The organism is Streptomyces sp. NPDC058231 (assembly GCF_042882275.1).
Classification (GTDB): domain Bacteria; phylum Actinomycetota; class Actinomycetes; order Streptomycetales; family Streptomycetaceae; genus Streptomyces.
Genome location: NZ_JBHVWN010000007.1, coordinates 100,487 through 119,323 on the forward strand (window position 1 = coordinate 100,487; position 18,837 = coordinate 119,323).

The 18,837-nt window shown below is 71.6% G+C and carries 10 protein-coding genes; 7 read left to right on the forward strand and 3 right to left on the reverse strand.

Annotation, left to right across the window (positions count from 1 at the left end):
• Window positions 1–163 precede the first annotated feature (163 nt).
• The 5 genes from ACFVXE_RS07355 to ACFVXE_RS07375 all read left to right on the forward strand — a co-directional run bounded on the left by ACFVXE_RS07355 (window position 164) and on the right by ACFVXE_RS07375 (window position 7,091).
• On the forward strand, window positions 164–784 hold the full coding sequence (locus ACFVXE_RS07355) for a TetR family transcriptional regulator (RefSeq protein ID WP_389670032.1): 621 nt from the start codon (window positions 164–166) through the stop codon (window positions 782–784).
• Window positions 785–966: 182 nt separating this feature from the next.
• Window positions 967–2,385: a CitMHS family transporter gene (locus tag ACFVXE_RS07360; RefSeq protein WP_389670033.1), complete on the forward strand. Its 1,419-nt coding sequence runs from the start codon at window positions 967–969 to the stop codon at window positions 2,383–2,385.
• Between the two features lie 3 nt (window positions 2,386–2,388).
• Window positions 2,389–3,648, forward strand: a complete 1,260-nt coding sequence (locus ACFVXE_RS07365) for an MFS transporter (RefSeq protein ID WP_389670034.1) — start codon at window positions 2,389–2,391, stop codon at window positions 3,646–3,648.
• Between the two features lie 137 nt (window positions 3,649–3,785).
• Window positions 3,786–5,144, forward strand: coding sequence for an ABC transporter ATP-binding protein (locus ACFVXE_RS07370; protein WP_389670035.1), 1,359 nt, complete (start codon window positions 3,786–3,788; stop codon window positions 5,142–5,144).
• A gap of 60 nt (window positions 5,145–5,204) precedes the next feature.
• Window positions 5,205–7,091, forward strand: a complete 1,887-nt coding sequence (locus ACFVXE_RS07375; RefSeq protein WP_389670036.1) for an ABC transporter ATP-binding protein — start codon at window positions 5,205–5,207, stop codon at window positions 7,089–7,091.
• An 11-nt stretch (window positions 7,092–7,102) separates the two neighbouring features.
• On the opposite strand, the gene ACFVXE_RS07380 is transcribed toward ACFVXE_RS07375, so the two are convergent.
• From ACFVXE_RS07380 to ACFVXE_RS07390, 3 genes are all read right to left on the reverse strand, one after another.
• Entirely contained in the window at window positions 7,103–10,396 is a 3,294-nt protein-coding gene (locus ACFVXE_RS07380) for an ATP-binding protein (protein ID WP_389670121.1), read from the reverse strand.
• 158 nt (window positions 10,397–10,554) lie between these two features.
• Window positions 10,555–13,491 carry an FG-GAP-like repeat-containing protein gene (locus ACFVXE_RS07385; protein WP_389670037.1) on the reverse strand — a complete coding sequence of 979 codons (2,937 nt, stop codon included), beginning with the start codon at window positions 13,489–13,491 and terminating at the stop codon, window positions 10,555–10,557.
• Window positions 13,491–16,049 (reverse strand): S8 family serine peptidase, encoded by a 2,559-nt coding sequence (locus ACFVXE_RS07390; protein WP_389670038.1) that lies wholly within the window; start codon window positions 16,047–16,049, stop codon window positions 13,491–13,493. The genes ACFVXE_RS07385 and ACFVXE_RS07390 overlap by 1 nt, the downstream gene beginning before the upstream one ends.
• Window positions 16,050–16,331: 282 nt before the next feature.
• Here ACFVXE_RS07390 and ACFVXE_RS07395 point away from each other — a divergent pair, with 282 nt between their 5' ends.
• Complete coding sequence (locus ACFVXE_RS07395; RefSeq protein ID WP_389670039.1) at window positions 16,332–17,726, forward strand: aldehyde dehydrogenase family protein; 1,395 nt, start codon at window positions 16,332–16,334, stop codon at window positions 17,724–17,726.
• 29 nt (window positions 17,727–17,755) lie between these two features.
• Window positions 17,756–18,835, forward strand: a complete 1,080-nt coding sequence (locus tag ACFVXE_RS07400; RefSeq protein WP_389670040.1) for a Zn-dependent alcohol dehydrogenase — start codon at window positions 17,756–17,758, stop codon at window positions 18,833–18,835.
• The last annotated feature ends 2 nt before the right edge of the window (window positions 18,836–18,837 follow it).

Here is an 18,837-nt window from a genome sequence, read left to right on the forward strand (position 1 = left end):
ACCGGGGGGGCGAAAGATGAATACTGCTCTACTCCCGCGCGTATGTTGGGGATCCGATGACCTCTGGTGGTCCGGCCGGTCCGCCGCCTTCCGCCGGCCGCGGCGCTCACCCGCCCGGCGGGCCGGTGCGCCCGCCCCTTCCGCAGAGGAGGCCCACGGCATCATGGAGCCCGTGCCCCATGCCCATACGAACCTCCGTCGCGCCCCCGTACAGCAGCGCAGCGCCGAACGGCTCGCCCGGATACTCGACGCCTGCGCCGAACTCCTCGACGAGACCGGCTACGAGCAGCTCTCCACCCGGGCCGTCGCCGCCCGCGCGGAGGTCCCGATCGGATCGGTCTACCGGTTCTTCTCCAACAAGCGCGCGATGGCCGACGCCCTCGCCCGGCGCAACCTGGACAGCTACGCGGAGCTCGTCACCGCCCGTCTGGCCGTCATCCCGGCCGACGACTGGCGCAGCGCCATCGACGCGGTGCTCGACGAGTACCTGTCGATGAAGCGTTCCGTCCCCGGGTTCGCCCTCGTCGACTTCGGGGCGCCGGACCCCGCGGAGGATCCGGCGGCCGACGCCAACCACCGCGTCGCGGCCCGGCTGGCCCGGCTGCTCTCCGGCCACCTGGGCCGCGCCCCCGACGAGGATCTGCTCCGGACCGTCCTGGTCTGCGTCGAGGCCGCCGACGCGCTTCTTCAGCTCGCCTTCCGCACGGATCCGGCGGGTGACCCCGCCATCGTCACCGAGACCCGCGTCCTGCTCCGCGCGTACCTGGCCGGGATCCTGGACTGAGCCCGGCGCGGCGCGTGCGGCATCGCGCAGACGGCACCCCCTCGCGGCGGCACGCCATTGACCTGGGGTTTTGCTCGTATTGCTCGCATGTCAACGTCTTGTTAACACCGTGGGGCGCGCCCTAACGTCATCCGGACCGCCGATTCCGGTGGGAGTTCAAAGGTGAACGATAGGTACCCCACATGCTGACAATCCTCGGCTTCGCCATGATTGCGACCTTTCTGGTCCTGATCATGATGAAGAAGATGTCGCCGATCGCGGCGCTGGTTCTGATTCCCGCACTCTTCTGTGTAGCCGTCGGGAAGGGCGCCAAGCTCGGCGACTACGTGATCGACGGCGTGGGGAACCTCGCCCCGACCGCGGCGATGCTGATGTTCGCCATCGTCTACTTCGGCGTGATGATCGACGTCGGGCTCTTCGATCCGGTCGTCCGGGGCATCCTGCGCTTCTGCAAGGCCGATCCGATGCGGATCGTCGTCGGTACGGCGGTGCTCGCCGCGATCGTCTCGCTGGACGGCGACGGCTCCACCACCTTCATGATCACCGTCTCGGCGATGTACCCGCTCTACAAGCGCCTCAAGATGAGCCTGGTCGTGATGACCGGTGTCGCCGCCACGGCCAACGGGGTCATGAACACCCTGCCCTGGGGCGGCCCCACCGCCCGCGCCGCCACCGCGCTGAAGCTCGACGCTGCGGACATCTTCGTCCCGATGATCCCCGCGCTCGGCGCCGGACTGCTCGCGGTCGTCGCCCTCGCGGTCGTCCTCGGCCGGCGTGAGCGCAAACGGCTCGGCCTGCTCACCCTCGACGAGGCCCTCGCCCGGGAGCCCGAGACGGTCCTGGCCGGTGCGGGCGCCGGAGCCGACCGCACCCCCGACCGCACCCGCGGGGTCTCGGGCGGAGCCGGCACCGACGCCGAGCACCCGGCGGCGCACGGAGGCGACGACGGCGACGAGGGCTTCAAGGGGCTCGACCCGCACCGGGCGACCCTGCGGCCCGGGCTCTACTGGTTCAACGCCGGGCTCACCGTTGCCCTGCTCGCCGCGATGATCATGGAACTGATGCCGATCCCGGTGCTCTTCCTGCTCGGCGCCGCCCTCGCCCTCACCGTCAACTTCCCGCACATGCCCGACCAGCGTGCCCGCATCGCGGCCCACGCCGACAACGTGCTCAACGTCTCCGGCATGGTCTTCGCCGCCGCCGTCTTCACCGGCGTGCTCTCCGGCACCGGCATGGTCGAGCACATGGCGGACTGGCTCGTCGGCGCGATTCCGGACGGCATGGGCCCGCACATGGCGCTCGTCACCGGCATCCTGAGCATCCCGCTCACGTACTTCATGTCCAACGACGGGTTCTACTTCGGAGTCGTTCCCGTGCTCGCCGAAGCCGGAGCCGCACACGGCGTCTCCCCCCTGGAGATCGCCCGCGCCTCCCTGATCGGCCAGCCGCTCCACATGTCGTCCCCGCTCGTTCCCGCCGTCTACGTCCTCGTCGGCATGGCGAAGGTCGAGTTCGGCGACCACACCAGGTTCACCGTCAAATGGGCCGCGCTCACCTCGCTGGTGGTACTCGGCGCCGGACTCCTGTTCGGGATCATCTGATCCATGGACCCCACGGAAGAACCCGGCCGGAACTGGCTGCTGCGCCTCGTCATCGCCTTCGCCTTCGCGCAGGGGGCGGTGTCGATGGCGCGGCCCGCCGTCTCCTACCGGGCCCTTTCGCTCGGTGCCGACGAGCGTGCCATCGGCGTGATCACCGGGGTGTACGCGCTCCTCCCGCTCTTCGCCGCCGTCCCCCTCGGACGCCGCACCGACCACGGCCGGTGCGCGCCCCTCCTGCCCCTCGGCGTCGTCCTGATCGCGGGCGGCTGCGCCCTCAGCGGCACGGCGGGCTCCCTTCCGGCGATGGCGGCCTGGAGCGGTGTGATGGGACTGGGCCACCTCTGCTTCGTGATCGGCGCCCAGTCGATCGTGGCCCGCCAGTCGGCCCCCGCCGAACAGGACCGCAACTTCGGCCACTTCACCATCGGCGCCTCCCTCGGCCAGCTCGGCGGACCGATCGCCGCGGGGTACGTGATCTCCGAGCACGACGGCGCCATGGCCCGTACGAGCGCGCTCGCCCTCGTCGTCGCGGCCGGCGTCGCCGCCGCCTCCTTCGTCTCGCTCCGGCGCATCGAACACCGTGCCGCGCCGGGCACCCGTGCCCCGGCCCCCTCCGCGAAGGCGCCCGTCGGCCGCATACTCCGCACCCGGGGCGTCCCGGCCGGCATCTTCATCAGCCTCGCCGTGCTCTCCGCGACCGACATCCTCACCGCGTACCTGCCCGTGGTCGGCGAGCACCGCTCCATCGCCCCCGCCACCATCGGCCTGCTGCTCAGTCTGCGCGCCGCCGCCACCATCGCCTGCCGTCTGGTGATGACGCCGATGCTCCGCCTCCTCGGCCGCACGGCACTGCTCACCGCGACGTGCCTGCTGGCCGGGGTGCTCTGCGCGGGCATCGCCGCTCCGGTGCCCGTCCCGGCACTGGCCGCGATGCTCGCCGTGCTCGGCTTCTGCCTCGGGGTCGGGCAGCCGCTGTCGATGACGACCGTGGTCCGGGCCGCGCCGCCGGAGGCCCGGTCCACCGCACTCGCCCTCCGGCTGACCGGTAACCGCCTCGGCCAGGTCGCGGCCCCCGCGTCCGCGGGCCTGGTCGCCGGAGTGGCGGGCACCGCGGCGCCGTTCGTGATGCTGGGCGCGCTTCTGCTGGCGGCGGCCGGACTGGGCATCAGGGGAGGCGGCGGAGCCGCCTCCACAGCCGGTTCGAGCCCGGTTCTGCCCGCGCCGAGGACCGCGCGGCCCCCGGCTAACCGGAACCACACCTGACACTTCGGGCCCGGCCGCACCGGTAGTGCCCAACCTTTGCGCGAGTCATTCCCAGCACCCCGGGCGGTGGGTTAATTTCAGCCCCACTGCAGCCGCTCCCCACCGCTCCACCTCTCATTCTCCCGGGCGGAACCCACATGACTCGCGCCATCTCCCTGCACAACGTCAGCAAGGCATACGGACGGTCCGGCCGCGCCGTGGACCGTTTCTCGCTCTCCATCGAACCGGGCGAGTTCCTCGTCCTGCTCGGTCCTTCCGGGTGCGGCAAATCGACCGTGCTCCGCATGATCGCCGGGCTGGAGGAGATCAGCGAGGGCGATCTGCTCCTCGACGGCGAATGGGCCAACGACATGTCGCCGCACGACCGGGGCATGGCCATGGTCTTCCAGAACTTCGCGCTGTACCCGACCATGACCAACCGGGCCAATATCGGTTTTCCGCTGAAGCTGGAGAACCCGCGCCAGGACAACAACGAGCGCATCGAGAGCACAGCCAGGATGCTGGGCATCGAGAACGTCCTCGACCGCTACCCCCGTCAGCTCTCCGGCGGCGAGCGCCAGCGGGTCGCCATGGGCCGCGCCATCTCGCGCAAGCCGTCCGCCTTCCTGATGGACGAGCCGCTCTCCAATCTCGACGCCAAACTGCGCAACCATCTGCGGGCCGAAATCTCCCAACTCACAGCAGAGTTGGGGGTGACCACCGTCTATGTGACGCATGATCAGGCGGAGGCGATGTCGCTCGGCCACCGGGTCGCGGTGATGCGTGGCGGAGTGCTGCAGCAGGTGAGCCCGCCGCGCGAGGTCTACGCCCTGCCGGAGAACGTCTTCGTCGCCGCGTTCATCGGCACCCCGCGGATCAATCTCCTCCAGGCCGTCGTCCACGCGCCCCTCGAAGGGCGCATGTCGATCGACCTCGGCCGGCAACGGCTGCCGCTGCCCGAACCGCTCAGCCCCGACCACCAGTTGCTCCGCATCCAGCAGGGCCGCCAGATCATCGTCGGGCTGCGCTCCGAGGCGGTCAGGATCGCCCCGCCCAGCCAGGCACGTTCCGGCGAGGTCCCGTTGAGCGGCATCGTCGAACATGTCGAGTACCAGGGCCACGAGGCGCTGGTCCACCTCAACACCGGGTCGCGCCCCGCTGTGGTGCCCGACCTCGAATCGGCCCGCCCCGACCGTTCCGTTCCACGCCGCCGGCGGGCGGCCGGCGGCGGAGTCGGCGTACTGGAACGGCTGAAGGAACGCGCCACCGGGCACATCAGCGGTCCCGTCGTCACGCTGGACGAACCGGGTCCGGACGCCTGGTCGCCCGCCACCCGCAGCCCCGACCGCCCCGTGATCACGGCCAGCGACCTCGTCGTCCGCACCGGTCCCGACATGCGGCTGCGCACCGGCGGACAGGTCCCGCTCCTGGTCGATCTCGCGCACCTGTACGTCTTCGACCACTACGGGCGCCGGATCTGTCCCCTGCCGAGGGAGATCCCCGGACTCGACGTCTGAGTCCGCAGCGGCCGGGCCGGTCATTGACCTCAAGCCGGGTCGAGGTCCTACGTTCCTCCCATGAGCATGGAAGCCACCGCGTGGACGCAGCTCCACAACGTCATGAACGCGCAGCAGGACCGACGCCCCTTCGACCGAAACACCTTGCGGCGCATCGCCGCGTTCGCCCGGCCGCACCGGCGCAGGGTCGCGCTGTTCCTGCTGCTCAGCGTCGCGACGGCGCTGCTCGCGGTGGCCACCCCGGTCCTCGCCGGCCACGTCGTGAACGCGATCGTCACCGGCGGGGAGCCGGGGACCGTCACGCGGCTGGCCGTGCTCATCGCCGTGATCGCCGTCGCCGAGGCGGGGCTGGGGCTGGTCGGCCGCTGGCTCTCGGCCAACCTCGGCGAAGGTCTCATCCTCGATCTGCGGACGACCGTCTTCGACCATGTGCAGCGCATGCCGATCGCGTTCTTCACCCGCACCCGTACCGGCGCCCTCGTCAGCCGCCTCAACAACGACGTCATCGGCGCCCAGCGCGCCTTCAGCAACACCCTGTCCGGCGTGGTCAGCAACGTCGTCACGCTGCTGCTCACCCTCGGCGTCATGCTGAGCATCTCCTGGCAGATCACCGCACTCGCCCTGGTGCTGCTGCCGGTGTTCGTGCTGCCCGCCCGCCGGATGGGTACACGGATGGCCAGGCTCCAGCGCGAAGCCGCAGCACACAACGCGGCGATGGGGACCCGGATGACCGAGCGCTTCTCCGCGCCCGGCGCGACCCTCATCAAGCTGTTCGGCCGGCCCGCGGACGAGTCCGCCGAATTCGCCGCCAGGGCGGGCAGGGTGCGTGACATCGGGGTCCGTACGGCCATGGCCCAGTCCGCGTTCATCACGGCGCTCACCCTCGTCTCGGCACTGGCGCTCGCCCTGGTCTACGGACTCGGTGGGTTCTACACCCTGCGCGGGCAGCTGGACGCGGGCGCCGTCGTCTCCCTCGCCCTGCTGCTGACCCGGCTGTACGCACCGCTCACCGCGCTCGCCGGGGCGCGCGTCGAGGTGATGAGCGCACTCGTCAGCTTCGAGCGCGTCTTCGAGGTCCTCGACCTCAAGCCGCTCATCGAGGAGAAGCCCGATGCGCGGACCGTCCCGGACGGCCCGGTCTCCGTGGAGTTCGACGCGGTGCGCTTCGGCTACCCGTCCGCCGACAAGGTCTCCCTGGCCTCGCTGGAGGACGTCGCCACGCTGGACACCCGGGGCGGCACCGAGGTGCTGCGCGGCGTCTCGTTCCGTGCCGAACCCGGCCGGACCGTGGCCATCGTCGGATCGTCCGGCGCGGGCAAGTCGACCATCGCGCAGCTGCTGCCCCGGCTGTACGACACGGACGAGGGATCCGTACGCATCGGAGGCATCGACGTACGCGACCTGTCCGCGGACACCCTGCGCGACACGCTCGGCATGGTCACCCAGGACGGTCACCTCTTCCACGAGTCGGTCCGGGCCAACCTCCTCCTCGCCCGCCCCGGAGCCGGCGAGGAAGAGCTCTGGGACGCCCTGCGCCGCTCGCGCCTGGACGGCCTGGTCGCCTCGCTTCCCGACGGACTCGACACCGTCGTCGGCGAACGCGGCTACCGGCTCTCCGGCGGCGAACGCCAGCGGCTGACCATCGCCCGGCTGCTGCTGGCCCGCCAGCGCGTCGTCATCCTCGACGAGGCCACCGCCCATCTGGACAACACCTCGGAAGCGGCCGTCCAGGAGGCCCTCGTCGAGGCGCTCGAAGGACGCACCGCGGTGGTGATCGCCCACCGGCTCTCCACCGTCCGGGCGGCGGACCTCATCCTCGTCGTGGAGGACGGCCTGATCGTGGAGCGGGGCAGCCACGAGGAGCTGCTCGCGGCCCGCGGCCGGTACGAGGAGCTGTACCGCACCCAGTTCGAGCGTCCCGGGACCGAGCCCGCGGAGCTCGGCTGACCACCGTCGGGTCAGCCGGTCGTCCAGTCCGTCCCGCGGGCCTGCTCCACCACGAACACGCCGGCCGGGTAAGGCAGTTCGGACGCCAGCGCTGCCGCCCGGTCGAACTGCTCCCGCGCCTGACGGCTCCGGCCCAGTGCCGCGAGCGCGGCCGCGTGCACCGTACGGGCCTCGGTCTCCGACAGCCGCTCGCCGCCCCGTTCCGCACGCACCGTCTCCGCCGCCGCCCGCTGCGCCGCCCGCTCCGGATGACCCGACAGCAGTTCCGCCCAGGCGAGCAGAGGGGCCGCTGAGGGGGCGCCGTCGTCGGCCAGCAGCGTGAGGGCCTCCTGCGGGCGGCCGTCCCGCACCAGCCGTTCGGCCTCCGCGGTGCGCACCTCGTGCACGGCCTGACGGTCACGCTGGGCCTCGGCGGTACGCCCGGCCCTCGCCAGCAGTTCCGCGGCGCCGGGCTCGCCGGTTCTGATCCGGACCCGGGCCAGGGCGGCCAGGGCGTACGGGGTGCACCAGGCGGGACGCGGTTCCCCGTCCCGGACGGCCGCCTCGGCGTGCTCCCGCGCCTCGGCGAACTCGCGCAGCATCAGATGCAGTTCGGCCAGATTGGCGCGCTCGAACGCCACCGCCGTCGGATCGCCGGTGTGCTCGGCCACGCTCAGTGCCTGCCTGCCGATGGATACCGCTTCGCCGAGCAGGCCGGAGCGGCGCGCGTGCTCCCGCAGCACGGAGAGGATGGTGGCCAACAGCTCCTGATCCCCGTACGCCTCGGCGTGCGGCAGCGCCAGATCTGCCGCGACGCGGGCCTGTGCGAACCGGCCCGCGAGGCCCAGTGCGGTCGCCTGGCACCCCAGGGACCTGGCCAGCAGCCCGCGGCGTTCGCTTCCCCGCACGGCCTCGGCCGCCTCCTGAGCCCTGCGTGCGGAGGCGTGCGCGGACTCGTACCGGCCGCCCACGAACCGTACGACCGCCGCCGCCAGATGGTGCGTCGCGGCGGTGGGCGGCGGGGTGCGAGGGCCCGGGGGATACGTACGCAGCAGCTCCTCGCCCTCGTCGGTGCCGCGATGCTTCGCCAGCACCTCGGTCAGCCGCGCCGCGGCCAGCACCTGGCCGTCCTCGTCGCCGCGCCGGACCATGTCCGCCAGCGCCTCACGCAGTACGGTGGCCGCCTCGTGGTACCGGGCCATCCGCCGCAGGACCGCTCCCCGGTCGATCCTGGCCTGTGCCGCATCGGCGGCCAGCGCGTCGAGCCGGGCGGTCAGTTCGGCGTAGTAACGGTCGGCTGTGTCGTTGGCGCAGAGGGCCGCGGCGCGTTCGGCGGCCTGCCGCAGGTACCGGGTGGCCCGCGGGTCGTCGGCCCGGGCCAGATGCGAGGCCAGGGTGTCGACGGCATCGGGACGCCGCCTCAGCACCGCCTCCGCGTACGCCGAGTGCAGCTGCCGGCGGCGCGCGGCGGACAGCCCGTCGTAGCAGGTCAGTCTCACCAGGGGGTGACGGAAGGCGAGGCCGGGCAGCGGCCGGCCGCCGACCACCACCGGCTGCTCCGCCACCACCGAGGCGGCGACCGCCGCGTCCACCGCGTCGGTCGCCTCGGCGGACGAGAGCGGTGGATGCAGTCCGTGCTCCGCCACATCCAGGATCTCGCTCAGCGCGGCTCCGCCGCCTGCCACGGAGATCGCCTCGACGACCCGGCGTGCCGCGGGCCCGAGCCGTGCCAGGCGAGCGGTGACCAGCTGGCGGACGCCCTCCGGGGCGGTCAGCCCGGCGGTGTCCGCGCCGTCCTGGGCGGAGCGGGCCAGCTCCAGGGCGAACAGCGGATTGCCGAGCGAGAGCTCCCAGACGCGGTCCAGTCCGGTCCTGGCGCCCGCGTCCTCCGCGACGGCCAGGCACTCCTCGCGCCCCAGCCGCCCCAGCGCCAGCGAGCGGGCGAGCCCCTGACGGGACAGCGCTTCCAGCGCGGTGTTCCGCGGGTCCGCCCCGCCGAACTCCTCCGCGCGGTACGTGACGACGAACCGCCACGCGGCTCCGGTGGCCGACGCCCGCCGGGCCAGATGGCTCAGCAGCTGGAAGGAGCCCGTGTCGGCGGCGTGCAGATCGTCGAGAACGAGGAGCACCGGGCCGGTCGCCGCCAGATCGCCCAGCAGCCCGGCCGTCGCACGGAACAGCCGGTCCCGCTGCTCCTCCGGACTGCGTTCCGTGCCGGTCCCGGTCTGCCCCAACGTGGGCAGCAGTGAGGCGAGCTCGGGGTACTCCCCGCCGATCCGGGCCCGCTCGGTGGGCGGCCGGTCGGCGAGCCAGGCGTCGAGCGCCTCGACGAAGACACCGTACGGGGTGTGCCCCTCGGCGTCGTGGCCCGCGCCCCACAGCACGGTCGTCCCGGCCTCGGCCGCCCGCCGGGCGGCCTCCGCCGTCAGCCGCGTCTTGCCCACCCCGGCCTCGCCGCCGACCAGCCGCACCGGGGGCCCGTCGGCGGCCAGCAGCACACCGAGTTCGTCGGCCCGGCCCCGCAGCGGCGGGCCGGGCGGGGTACGTATCGCGGCCGGGAGAACCGGGGCGGAGGCGGCGGGAAGTACGGCCGTGGACACGTCCAGCGCCAGCAGGTGCAGCCGCTCGGTCGCCGGGCCCGGCCGTACGCCGAGCTCCGCGTCGAGCGCCTCCCGGCACAGGTGGTACTGGCGCACGGCCTGCCGGCGAAGGCCCTGGCGCAGATAGGCGTCGATCAGTACCCGGTGGGCGCGCTCCTCGGCCGGCGTGGCGGCCACGGCACGCAGCGCCACCTCGGTGGCCAGTTCGGTCTCGCCGTCCGCGAGATGGGCCTCGGCAAGCGCCAGCCGTACCCGGTCGCACATCGCGGAGAGCTCCTCGCGCCGGGCCTCGGCCCAGGGCGCGTACCGGTCCTCGGGCAGCAGCTCTCCGGTGAACGCGGCGAGTGCGGCGGTCAGCGCCTCCGTCGAACCCCCGGCCAGGGCCTGTTCGGCGAGGTTCTCGGCCTGATCGGCGTCGATCACCACGGTGTGCGGGTCGAGTCGCAGCAGGGTGCCTTCGCCGGTCAGGTAGGACGACGAGGCGCGGGGGGCCAGCTCCGGCTCGATGGCGCGGCGGGCGGCGTGCAGGGCGACCCGCAGACTGCCGAGTGCGGCCTGGGCGTCGGAGTCCGGCCAGCAGATCTCCATGGCCTGCTCGCGGTGGAGGCTGTGGCCGGGGGAGACGGCGAGGAGTTTCACGAGGGCGCGGGCGCTGGGGCGGGGCCATTTGCCGGCGAGAGGCGCACCGCCGTCGCGTTCTACCTTGAAACCGCCGAAAAGGTACACACGAAGCAAGGGGGGTGTTCCGGTGGAACCTGCGTCGTGTGTGAATGCCCTGGCCATAGGGGCAGTAACTGTAATCGCTGCGGCCATGAACGGCTGCAGGCCCCCGGGTCGAGGACTCGGGGGCCTGCGGTGACCCCGGCGGGGTCAGGGGTTACGGATCAGGACGCGTCGATAGTCGCCGTGATCGTCTGGCGCATCGCGGAGAACGGCGCGGAGTAGCCGCCTCCCTCGAGCGCAGTCAGACGGTCCATGCCGTACTCGTCGAAGTTGAGCGAGACGATCTCGTCGACCTTGTCGCCGTTCAGGTCGCCGACGAAGATCTCCTTGCCACCCATCGCGAGAAGGTCGGCCACGCTGTGCGGGTAGTCCTCCCCGGCCGTGAGGATGGACGGGTCGTACGTGCTGGCACCGCCCTGCTCGCCCGAGACGATGATGCGCTTGCCGCCGGGGCCGGTCGCGAAGGCGGCCGGCTGCGAGTCCGCGATCGTGAAGACCCGCGAGTCCTGGCCGTCGGGCCCGAACGTGCGCAGGGACACGGTGCTGGCCATGATCAGGCCCTCGGGCCCGGTCATCCAGTTGGCGAGACCCCAGGGGCCGCCGTCAGTGGCTTCGTGCAGCAGCTCACCCGTGCGGCCGTCCCGGATCTGCATCATGGTCGTCAGACCGCCGGTGGTGGTGTTCCTGGTGAATGCGGTGAACACGACCGCGTGCCCGTCCGCGTAAGGAATGCCGGACGAAGCGAACGTGCCGGCCCGCAGGGGGGCGCCATAGAGAACGCCGTCCGTGCCGGTCCCTGGCTTCGGGGTGAACGACCAGTCGAGGGCGCCGGTCCTGGCGCGCAGGGCGACACCGCCGACCACGCTGGGGGCCATGGAGCCCGTGTCGCCCGTGTGCGAGGCGTACTGGGCGTAGAGGTGGCCGTCGGCGACCGAGACGTCCGCGAAGACGACGTCACCGGCCGACGCCGGGGCGCCGTACTCCCACAGCTGCTTGCCGCTGCCGCTGTAGACCCGCACCTTGTCGGTGGCGACGATGATCTCGGCCTTGCCGTCGCCGTTGAGGTCGGCGGCGGTGACCGTACGGACGAACTGGCCCTTGCCGTCGATCGTGGTGAGGACCTTGCCCGTACGGGAGTCGAGCACCGCGGCCGCGGAGTCGGCGGCGACGATCGTCTCGTCGCGGTGGTCGCCGTTGACGTCGGCCTTCACCAGTGCGTGGACCTGGCCGGGGACGGTGGCCGCCCACAGCTGCTTCGGCTGACCTGACACCATCGAGGGACCGTCGTAGGCGAAGACGCCGTTGGACTGGCCGCCGACGATCAGATCCTGCTTCTTGTCGCCGTTGATGTCCGTGGAGACGGCCGAGCTGACCGCCGCCCGCAGCGGGAGCAGGCTCTCCTGCTTGCCGCTCCCCAGGTTGTACGTGCGGATGTTCTCGCTGGTGTCGACCGTACGCAGCCGCCAGCTGCCGTTCTTCTCGTACGGCTGCGCCCACATCTGCGAGGTGACCAGGCCGCGCTGCTCCCAGCGGACCTCGCCGTCCCTCCCCGACAGCACGGCCAGCCGGCCGAAGCGGCTGCCGCCCCGGTTGCTCGCGCCCTCGTAGCTCGCGTCGTCCTTGTACGAGGCGACGACCTTGCCGTCGACGACCTTGAGACCCCAAGCGGCGCCGCCGTCATGGGAGTTGGCCTCGTCGCGCTTGATGGTGCGAGACCACAGCTCGCTGCCGTCGTCGCCGTTGAGCGCTCGCACGGTGTTGGCGTTCATGTACAGGCCGGTGTCCAGCGTGGACTCGCTGACCGTGTACTCCGGCTTGGAGCTGCCCTGGACGTCACCGACGACCAGGTCGAGCGGCAGCGCGTTGATGCGCCGGTCGACGGTGGTGCGGGTGCCGTCGGTGAGGGAGTACGCGGCGATCTCGTAGGCGACGCCCTCGTTCGGGTCCGACTGCTCCAGCGCGACCACGGCGTTGCGGGCGGCGTCGTAGTGCAGCTGGCGCGAGTAAAGGCGGTTGGTGGCCTGCCACTTGACGCTGCCGTCCTTGGTGTCGAACACCAGGGTGTGACCGGAGGGGTCGGCGGTGGCGCTGAGCTTGCGCTGGTCCCACGAGGCGGCGACCAGACCGCTCTTGCCCAGCGGCTCCAGGCTCGCCCAGCTCGCGCCGAGGAAGGCGCCCGTGTCGTACGACCAGGTGTCGGAGGGGGTGAGGGCTCCGTCGGCGTACGAGAAACGGATGCCCGTCAGTGTGGCCTTGGCGGTCTTGGGCGAGTTCAGGTTCAGGTTCGGCGAGTCGGCGATCACCAGGGTCTTGCCGACCAGCTTGATGTTGTAGACGCCCGTGTAGAGCTTGGTCCACAGGGTCTTGCCGGTCGCACCGTCCAGGACCGTGACGAAGGTGCCGGTCGGCAGCGTCGACCCGGGGGACGTGAACGGGCGGTAGGGAGAGGCGCCGACGCTCGCGGTGAAGACCACGTCGTCCACGCCGTCGCCGGTCAGGTCGCCGGTGGTGTAGCCGTTGTCGGAGGCGGGGGTGAACGAGCTGACCGCGTTGTAGCCCATCACGATGTGCGCCGGGTACGGCTCGGCCTGCCACGGACGGGAGTTGGTGACCTGCCAGTCCGTGTACAGGGAGGTGTTGTCGCGGCGCCACACCTGCTTGCCGTCGGCGGTGTGCCGCTGGACGATGCCCAGCGCGTCGAGGGCGAAGTAGTCGCCCTTCGTGCCGCCCACCGCGGTCGTGGCGGTCATCCCGAAGCTGCCCTCCACGGACGACTTCTTGGTGACCTTCCAGGTGTCTGCACCGGTGCCGGTGTCGTCCAGGGAGGAGCCGCTGCCGGTGGAAGCGGTGCCGGAGGGCGCCGTCGCGGCGTCCTCACGTGCTCCGGCTCCCTGCGGGTCGTACGACTGGTTCTCGGCGTCGCCGTACGGGTTCAGCTGGGCGTGTGCCGACAGGTCGGCGGCCTGGGCGTCGGTGAGCGTCAGCAGCCCGTTGTCGTCGTCGGCGGCGAATGCGGCGGCCGGTGCGGCACTCAGCACCAGTCCGGCGGCCACCAGGGCGGAGGCGAGGCGTACGCCTCTTCGGTTGATGTTCTTCATCAGGCGGCCTTCGGGGAGAAGCGGATCGCGGAGGCGTCCTTGAGGACGGACTCGTTGAAGGAGTACTGGAGGGCGTCCGTGCCGGCCTGGTTCTCGATGCCGATGGTGGCCGAGGAACCCTTCTGCAGCGCGCTGGTGCCGATGCCCTTGTACTGCAGGGTGATCGCACCGGTGGCCTCGTCGAAGACGGCCTCGAAGGTGAGGCGGACCGAGGTGTCGGAGGCGAGCGCGGCGTTGTTCCAGACGATCGCGAACCTGCGGTTGCCGGTGGCGCCCGTGGTGGTGGTCTGGACGCTGGACTTCTTGTCGAGCGTCAGGTCGTCCCAGAACGCGGCCACGACGCCGTTGGGCTGCGCGGCGGCGGGCAGCGCGGTGTTGGCGTAGTCGCCGAGTCGCGGCGACAGGAAGTTCACCAGGCCGTTGGTGGTGATGTTGGCGCTGGTGTACGAGACTCCGTAGTACTTCACCGGGAACGGCAGGGTGACGGCCTTGGCGTTCTCGTCACCGCTCAGCGCGACCTTGGTCTGGCCGTTGATCCAGTTGTACGCGCCGGGGGCGCAGGAGTACGTACCGGCCGCGTCGGTGCGCGGCGGCAGCGAGGCCTGCACGGTCTCGTTCCCGTCGACGGTGAGCGCGCCGGTCCAGTTGCCGTTGCACAGCACGGGGGCGCTGGGCGCGGCCGCCAGGTGGAAGGAGCCCTCGGCGACGGACGGGAAGGTGTACGTACCGTCGGCGGCGGTGGTGACCGCGTCGACCGGGGCGTCCGTGAACTTCACCGTGGCGCCCTTGAGGGGCTTGCCCGTGACGTCGAGGACCGTGCCGGAGACAGTGTGGTGTGCCACTGCGGTCAGCGCCAGGTCGAGGGTCTCGGTCCGGCCGACCTCGATGGTGACCGTGTCGGTGCGGGAGGCGAAGCCGTAGCCGCTGGTGGTGACGGTGTACGTACCGGCGGGCAGGTGCAGCTGGTACGCGCCGGTGGCGTCGCTGGTGACCGAACGCTTGGTGTCGGCGTTCTGCGCGGTCACCGTGGCGGTCGCCGCCTTGCCGGTGGCCTGGTCGGTCGTGGTGCCCGCCAGGGTGCCGGCGGAGTGCGGGGCGGCGTCGACGGAGGCCAGGATGTCGAGCTTTCCGCTGCCCCAGACGTTGTTCATGGCGGCGGTGCCGCCGCAGTGGGTGTCGTCGACGTCCGTGGAGCCCTCGTTGAGGATCGTCCGGGTCTCATCGATCTGCCCGATCAGCGAGGGGGCCGCGGCCCAGAGCAGGGCGACGGCGCCCGCGACGTGCGGGGTGGCCATCGAGGTGCCCGAGATGGACTTGTACGCGCTGCCCGGCCAGGTGGAGCGGACGTTGACGCCCGGCGCGGAGATGTTCGGCTTCATCGAACCGTCGAAGACCGAGGGGCCGAAGCCGGAGAAGGAAGCGATCTTCCCGTCGACGTCGTACGCACCGACGCCGTAGGAGTCGGCCTGCGAGCCCGGCGCGTGACCGGTCGAACAGGTCGTGCCGTCACCGTCGTTGCCCGAGGCGAAGGCCTCGAAGATCCCGGCCGCGTTCCAGGCCTGGACGATGGACTGGTAGAAGTTCGTGTCGCCGCCACCCCAGGAGTTGTTGACGATGTCCGGGGCGAGGTCGGGGCGCGGGTTCTGGCCGTTGTGGTCGGTCGGCGCGAGGATCCACTGACCGGCCGCGAGCAGCGAGGAGTCCGAGCAGGAGCTGGTCTCGCAGCCCTTGGCGGCGATCCACTTGGCGCCGGGCGCGACACCGACGCCACCCTGGCCGACCATCGTGCCCATGGTGTGCGTGCCGTGACCGTTGTTGTCACAGGGCGCGGAGGTCGGGCACTGGCCGGTCGGGTCGTACCAGTTGTAGTCGTGGCTGAAGGTGCCGTTGCCCAGGTTGCCCCGGTAGTTGCCCACCAGCGCGGGGTGGTCGTACTGCACGCCCGAGTCGACGTTGGCGATGATGATGCCCTCGCCGCGGTCGTCGTACTGGTCCCAGACCTGGTCGGCCTTGATGTCCTTCACACCCCACTCGGGGGTGACCTCGGTGGCGCCGGAGTCGGCGCTGACCTTTGTACCCGCGGTCGACGACGCCTCGATCTTGTCCAGGTGGTACGTCTGCTCCTTGACGATGCTCGCGACATCGGAGCGCTTGGCGAGCTCGTCGACGAGCTGCTGGCCACCGGTCACCTTGACGGCGTTGGTGATCCAGAAGGACTCGTGCCCGACCTTCTCCTTGTCGAGGAAGGCGGAGAGCGACTTCTGCGAGGTGTTCGCCTCGGTGCGCAGCGCGGCGAAGGCGGACCTCGCCTTGTCCTTGTGCGCGCGCTTGCCCTTGGCCGCGGACAGGTCGGCCTGCTGCTTCAGTACGACGAAGAAGGTCGACTCCTTGCCCTTCCCGACGGTGTCGAGAACGGCGGAGTCGACCTTGGCGGTGCTCTTCGCTGCGGTGTCGGACTGTGCGAAGGCGGGGGCCGGGCCGATCAGCACGGCCGCCGCCGTGATCGCGGCCGCGGACCACGCGGCGGATCTGCGCCGGAGGGATCGGGGCAGGTGCATGGGAGTGCTCCTCCAGGACTTGTACGGGGGAGCCCGTCCGGGACCGCGGCTACGGGTGAGTGCGGGGGAGGCGGGCTGATCCCGGACGCTAGGAGGAGGCCGTTACTGGGGAATTACTGGAGCTCGCAAGCACCGGCGGACGAACAGGGGCGGAACGTCGCACGGACCGCCGGACGGATTGCCGGGCCCAGGCGTGACCGGCGTCTCTGGCATGTGAAAACTAACGGCGCTAGTTTGGTGCCCGGACGACATCGTCCGTACCCAGGCCCGGGAGGAACAGCCATGAAGGCCCACGACGGCATGTACATCGGCGGGGAGTGGCGGCCCGCCGCAGGACAGGACACGATCGCGGTCGTGAACCCGGCGGACGAGCAGGTCATCGCCCATGTCCCGGCCGGGACGGCCGAGGACGTCGACGCCGCGGTGCGAGCCGCCCGCGCGGCTTTCCCCGGCTGGTCCGCCACCCCGCCCGCCGAGCGCGCCGCGCGGATCGCCGCACTGCGTGACGTCCTGGTGGCCCGGCAGGACGAGATCGCGGCCACGATCACCGAGGAACTGGGCGCACCGCTCCAGCTGTCACAGATGGTGCACGCGGGTGTGCCGATCCTGGTCGCCGGGTCATACGCCGAGCTCGCCGCCTCGTACACCTTCGAGGAGAAGCACGGCAACTCGACCGTCCTGCTGGAGCCCGTCGGTGTCGTCGGGGCGATCACCCCGTGGAACTACCCGCTGCACCAGATCGTCGCCAAGGTGGCCCCGGCGCTCGCCGCGGGCTGCACGGTCGTCCTCAAGCCCGCCGAGGACACCCCGCTGACCGCGCAGCTCTTCGCCGAGGCGACCGCCGAGGCCGGCCTGCCTGCCGGTGTCTTCAACCTGGTCACCGGCCTCGGCCCGGTCGCCGGACAGGCCCTGGCCGCGCACCAGGGCGTCGACCTGGTCTCGTTCACCGGCTCCACCGCTGTCGGGAAGCAGATCGGCGCCACCGCGGGCGGCGCGGTCAAGCGCGTCGCACTGGAGCTCGGCGGCAAGTCCGCCAACGTCATCCTGCCCTCGGCCGATCTGGCCAAGGCCGTCAACGTCGGTGTCGCCAACGTGATGTCCAACTCCGGCCAGACGTGCAGCGCCTGGACCCGGATGCTGGTCGACGGCGAGCGGTACGAGGAGGCCGTGGCGCTGGCCGCCGCGGCCGTCGCCAAGTACGTTCCGGGGGAGCGGATCGGCCCCGTCGTCAACGCCAAGCAGCAGGCCCGGGTGCGCGGTTACATCGAGAAGGGCATCGAGGAGGGCGCCCGGCTCGTCGCCGGCGGCCCTGAAGCCCCGCACCCGACCGGGTACTACGTCAGTCCCACCGTGTTCGCCGATGTCACCCCGGAGATGACCATCGCCCAGGAGGAGATCTTCGGCCCGGTCGTCTCGATCCTCAAGTACGAGGATGTCGACGACGCGCTCCGGATCGCCAACGGCACGGTGTACGGTCTCGCGGGCGCCGTCTGGGCCGCAGACGATGCGGAAGCCGTCGCCTTCGCCCGCCGGATGGACACCGGACAGGTCGACATCAACGGCGGCCGGTTCAACCCGATCGCCCCGTTCGGCGGCTACAAGCAGTCCGGGGTCGGCCGCGAACTCGGTTCGCACGGTCTCGGCGAGTACCTCCAGACCAAGTCCCTCCAGTTCTGAGCCATCCCCGATCAGCAAGGAGCCGGCCCGTGGTCCGCGCCGCCGTACTGCCCTCCGTCGGAGCTCCCCTGGAGGTCACCGACATCGAACTCCCGGAGCCCGGCCCCGGACAGGTGAGGATCCGTCTCGCCGCCGCCGGTGTCTGCCACTCGGATCTGTCCCTGTCCAACGGCACGATGAGGGTGCCCGTCCCGGCCGTCCTCGGCCACGAGGGAGCGGGCACCGTCCTCTCCGTCGGTGCGGGGGTCACCCATGTCGCGCCCGGCGACGGAGCCGTGCTGAACTGGGCGCCGTCCTGCGGAAAGTGCCACCACTGCGGGATCGGTGAGGTCTGGCTCTGCGCCGACGCGCTGACCGGCGCCGGCGGTGTCCACGCCCGTACCGCCGACGGCACGGAACTCCACCCCGGCCTGAACGTCGCGGCGTTCGCCGAGGAGACCGTCGTCGCCGCGAACTGTGTCCTCCCCGCGCCGGAGGGCATCCCGCTGGCCGACGCCGCCCTGCTCGGCTGCGCGGTCCTCACCGGCTACGGCGCCGTCCACCACAGTGCCCGGGTCGGGGCCGGTGAGAGCGTGGTGGTGTTCGGCATCGGCGGCGTCGGTCTGGCCGTGCTCCAGTCCGCCCGCATCGCCGGCGCCTCGAAGATCATTGCCGTGGACGTCTCCCCCGGCAAGGAGGAACTCGCCCGCCGGGCGGGCGCCACCGATTTCGTCATCGCCTCCGACACGACCCCGCGCGCGATCCGCGGGCTCACCGGTGGACAGGGCGCGGACGTCGCCGTCGAGTGCGTCGGCCGGGCCGCCACCATCCGCAGCGCCTGGGACTCCACCCGCCGCGGCGGCCGGACCACGGTCGTGGGCATCGGCGGCAAGGACCAACAGGTCACGTTCAACGCCCTGGAGATCTTCCACTGGGGCCGGTCACTGACGGGCTGCGTGTACGGGAACAGCGATCCGGCCCGTGATCTGCCGGTCATCGCCGAACACATCCGGGCCGGCCGGTTCGATCTCTCGATGATGGTCACCGAACGGATCGCCCTGGACGGCATCCCGGCGGCTTTCGACAACATGGTCGCGGGCAAGGGCGGCCGGGCACTCGTGGTGTTCTGACC

What these genes read in the sequence shown, in the direction of transcription:
- ACFVXE_RS07355 (WP_389670032.1), top strand. Translation starts at nt 164, where the DNA reads ATGGAGCCCGTGCCCCATGCCCATACGAACCTCCGTCGCGCCCCCGTA.
- ACFVXE_RS07360 (WP_389670033.1), top strand. Translation starts at nt 967, where the DNA reads ATGCTGACAATCCTCGGCTTCGCCATGATTGCGACCTTTCTGGTCCTG.
- ACFVXE_RS07365 (WP_389670034.1), top strand. Translation starts at nt 2,389, where the DNA reads ATGGACCCCACGGAAGAACCCGGCCGGAACTGGCTGCTGCGCCTCGTC.
- ACFVXE_RS07370 (WP_389670035.1), top strand. Translation starts at nt 3,786, where the DNA reads ATGACTCGCGCCATCTCCCTGCACAACGTCAGCAAGGCATACGGACGG.
- ACFVXE_RS07375 (WP_389670036.1), top strand. Translation starts at nt 5,205, where the DNA reads ATGAGCATGGAAGCCACCGCGTGGACGCAGCTCCACAACGTCATGAAC.
- ACFVXE_RS07385 (WP_389670037.1), bottom strand. Translation starts at nt 13,491, where the DNA reads ATGAAGAACATCAACCGAAGAGGCGTACGCCTCGCCTCCGCCCTGGTG.
- ACFVXE_RS07390 (WP_389670038.1), bottom strand. Translation starts at nt 16,049, where the DNA reads ATGCACCTGCCCCGATCCCTCCGGCGCAGATCCGCCGCGTGGTCCGCG.
- ACFVXE_RS07395 (WP_389670039.1), top strand. Translation starts at nt 16,332, where the DNA reads ATGAAGGCCCACGACGGCATGTACATCGGCGGGGAGTGGCGGCCCGCC.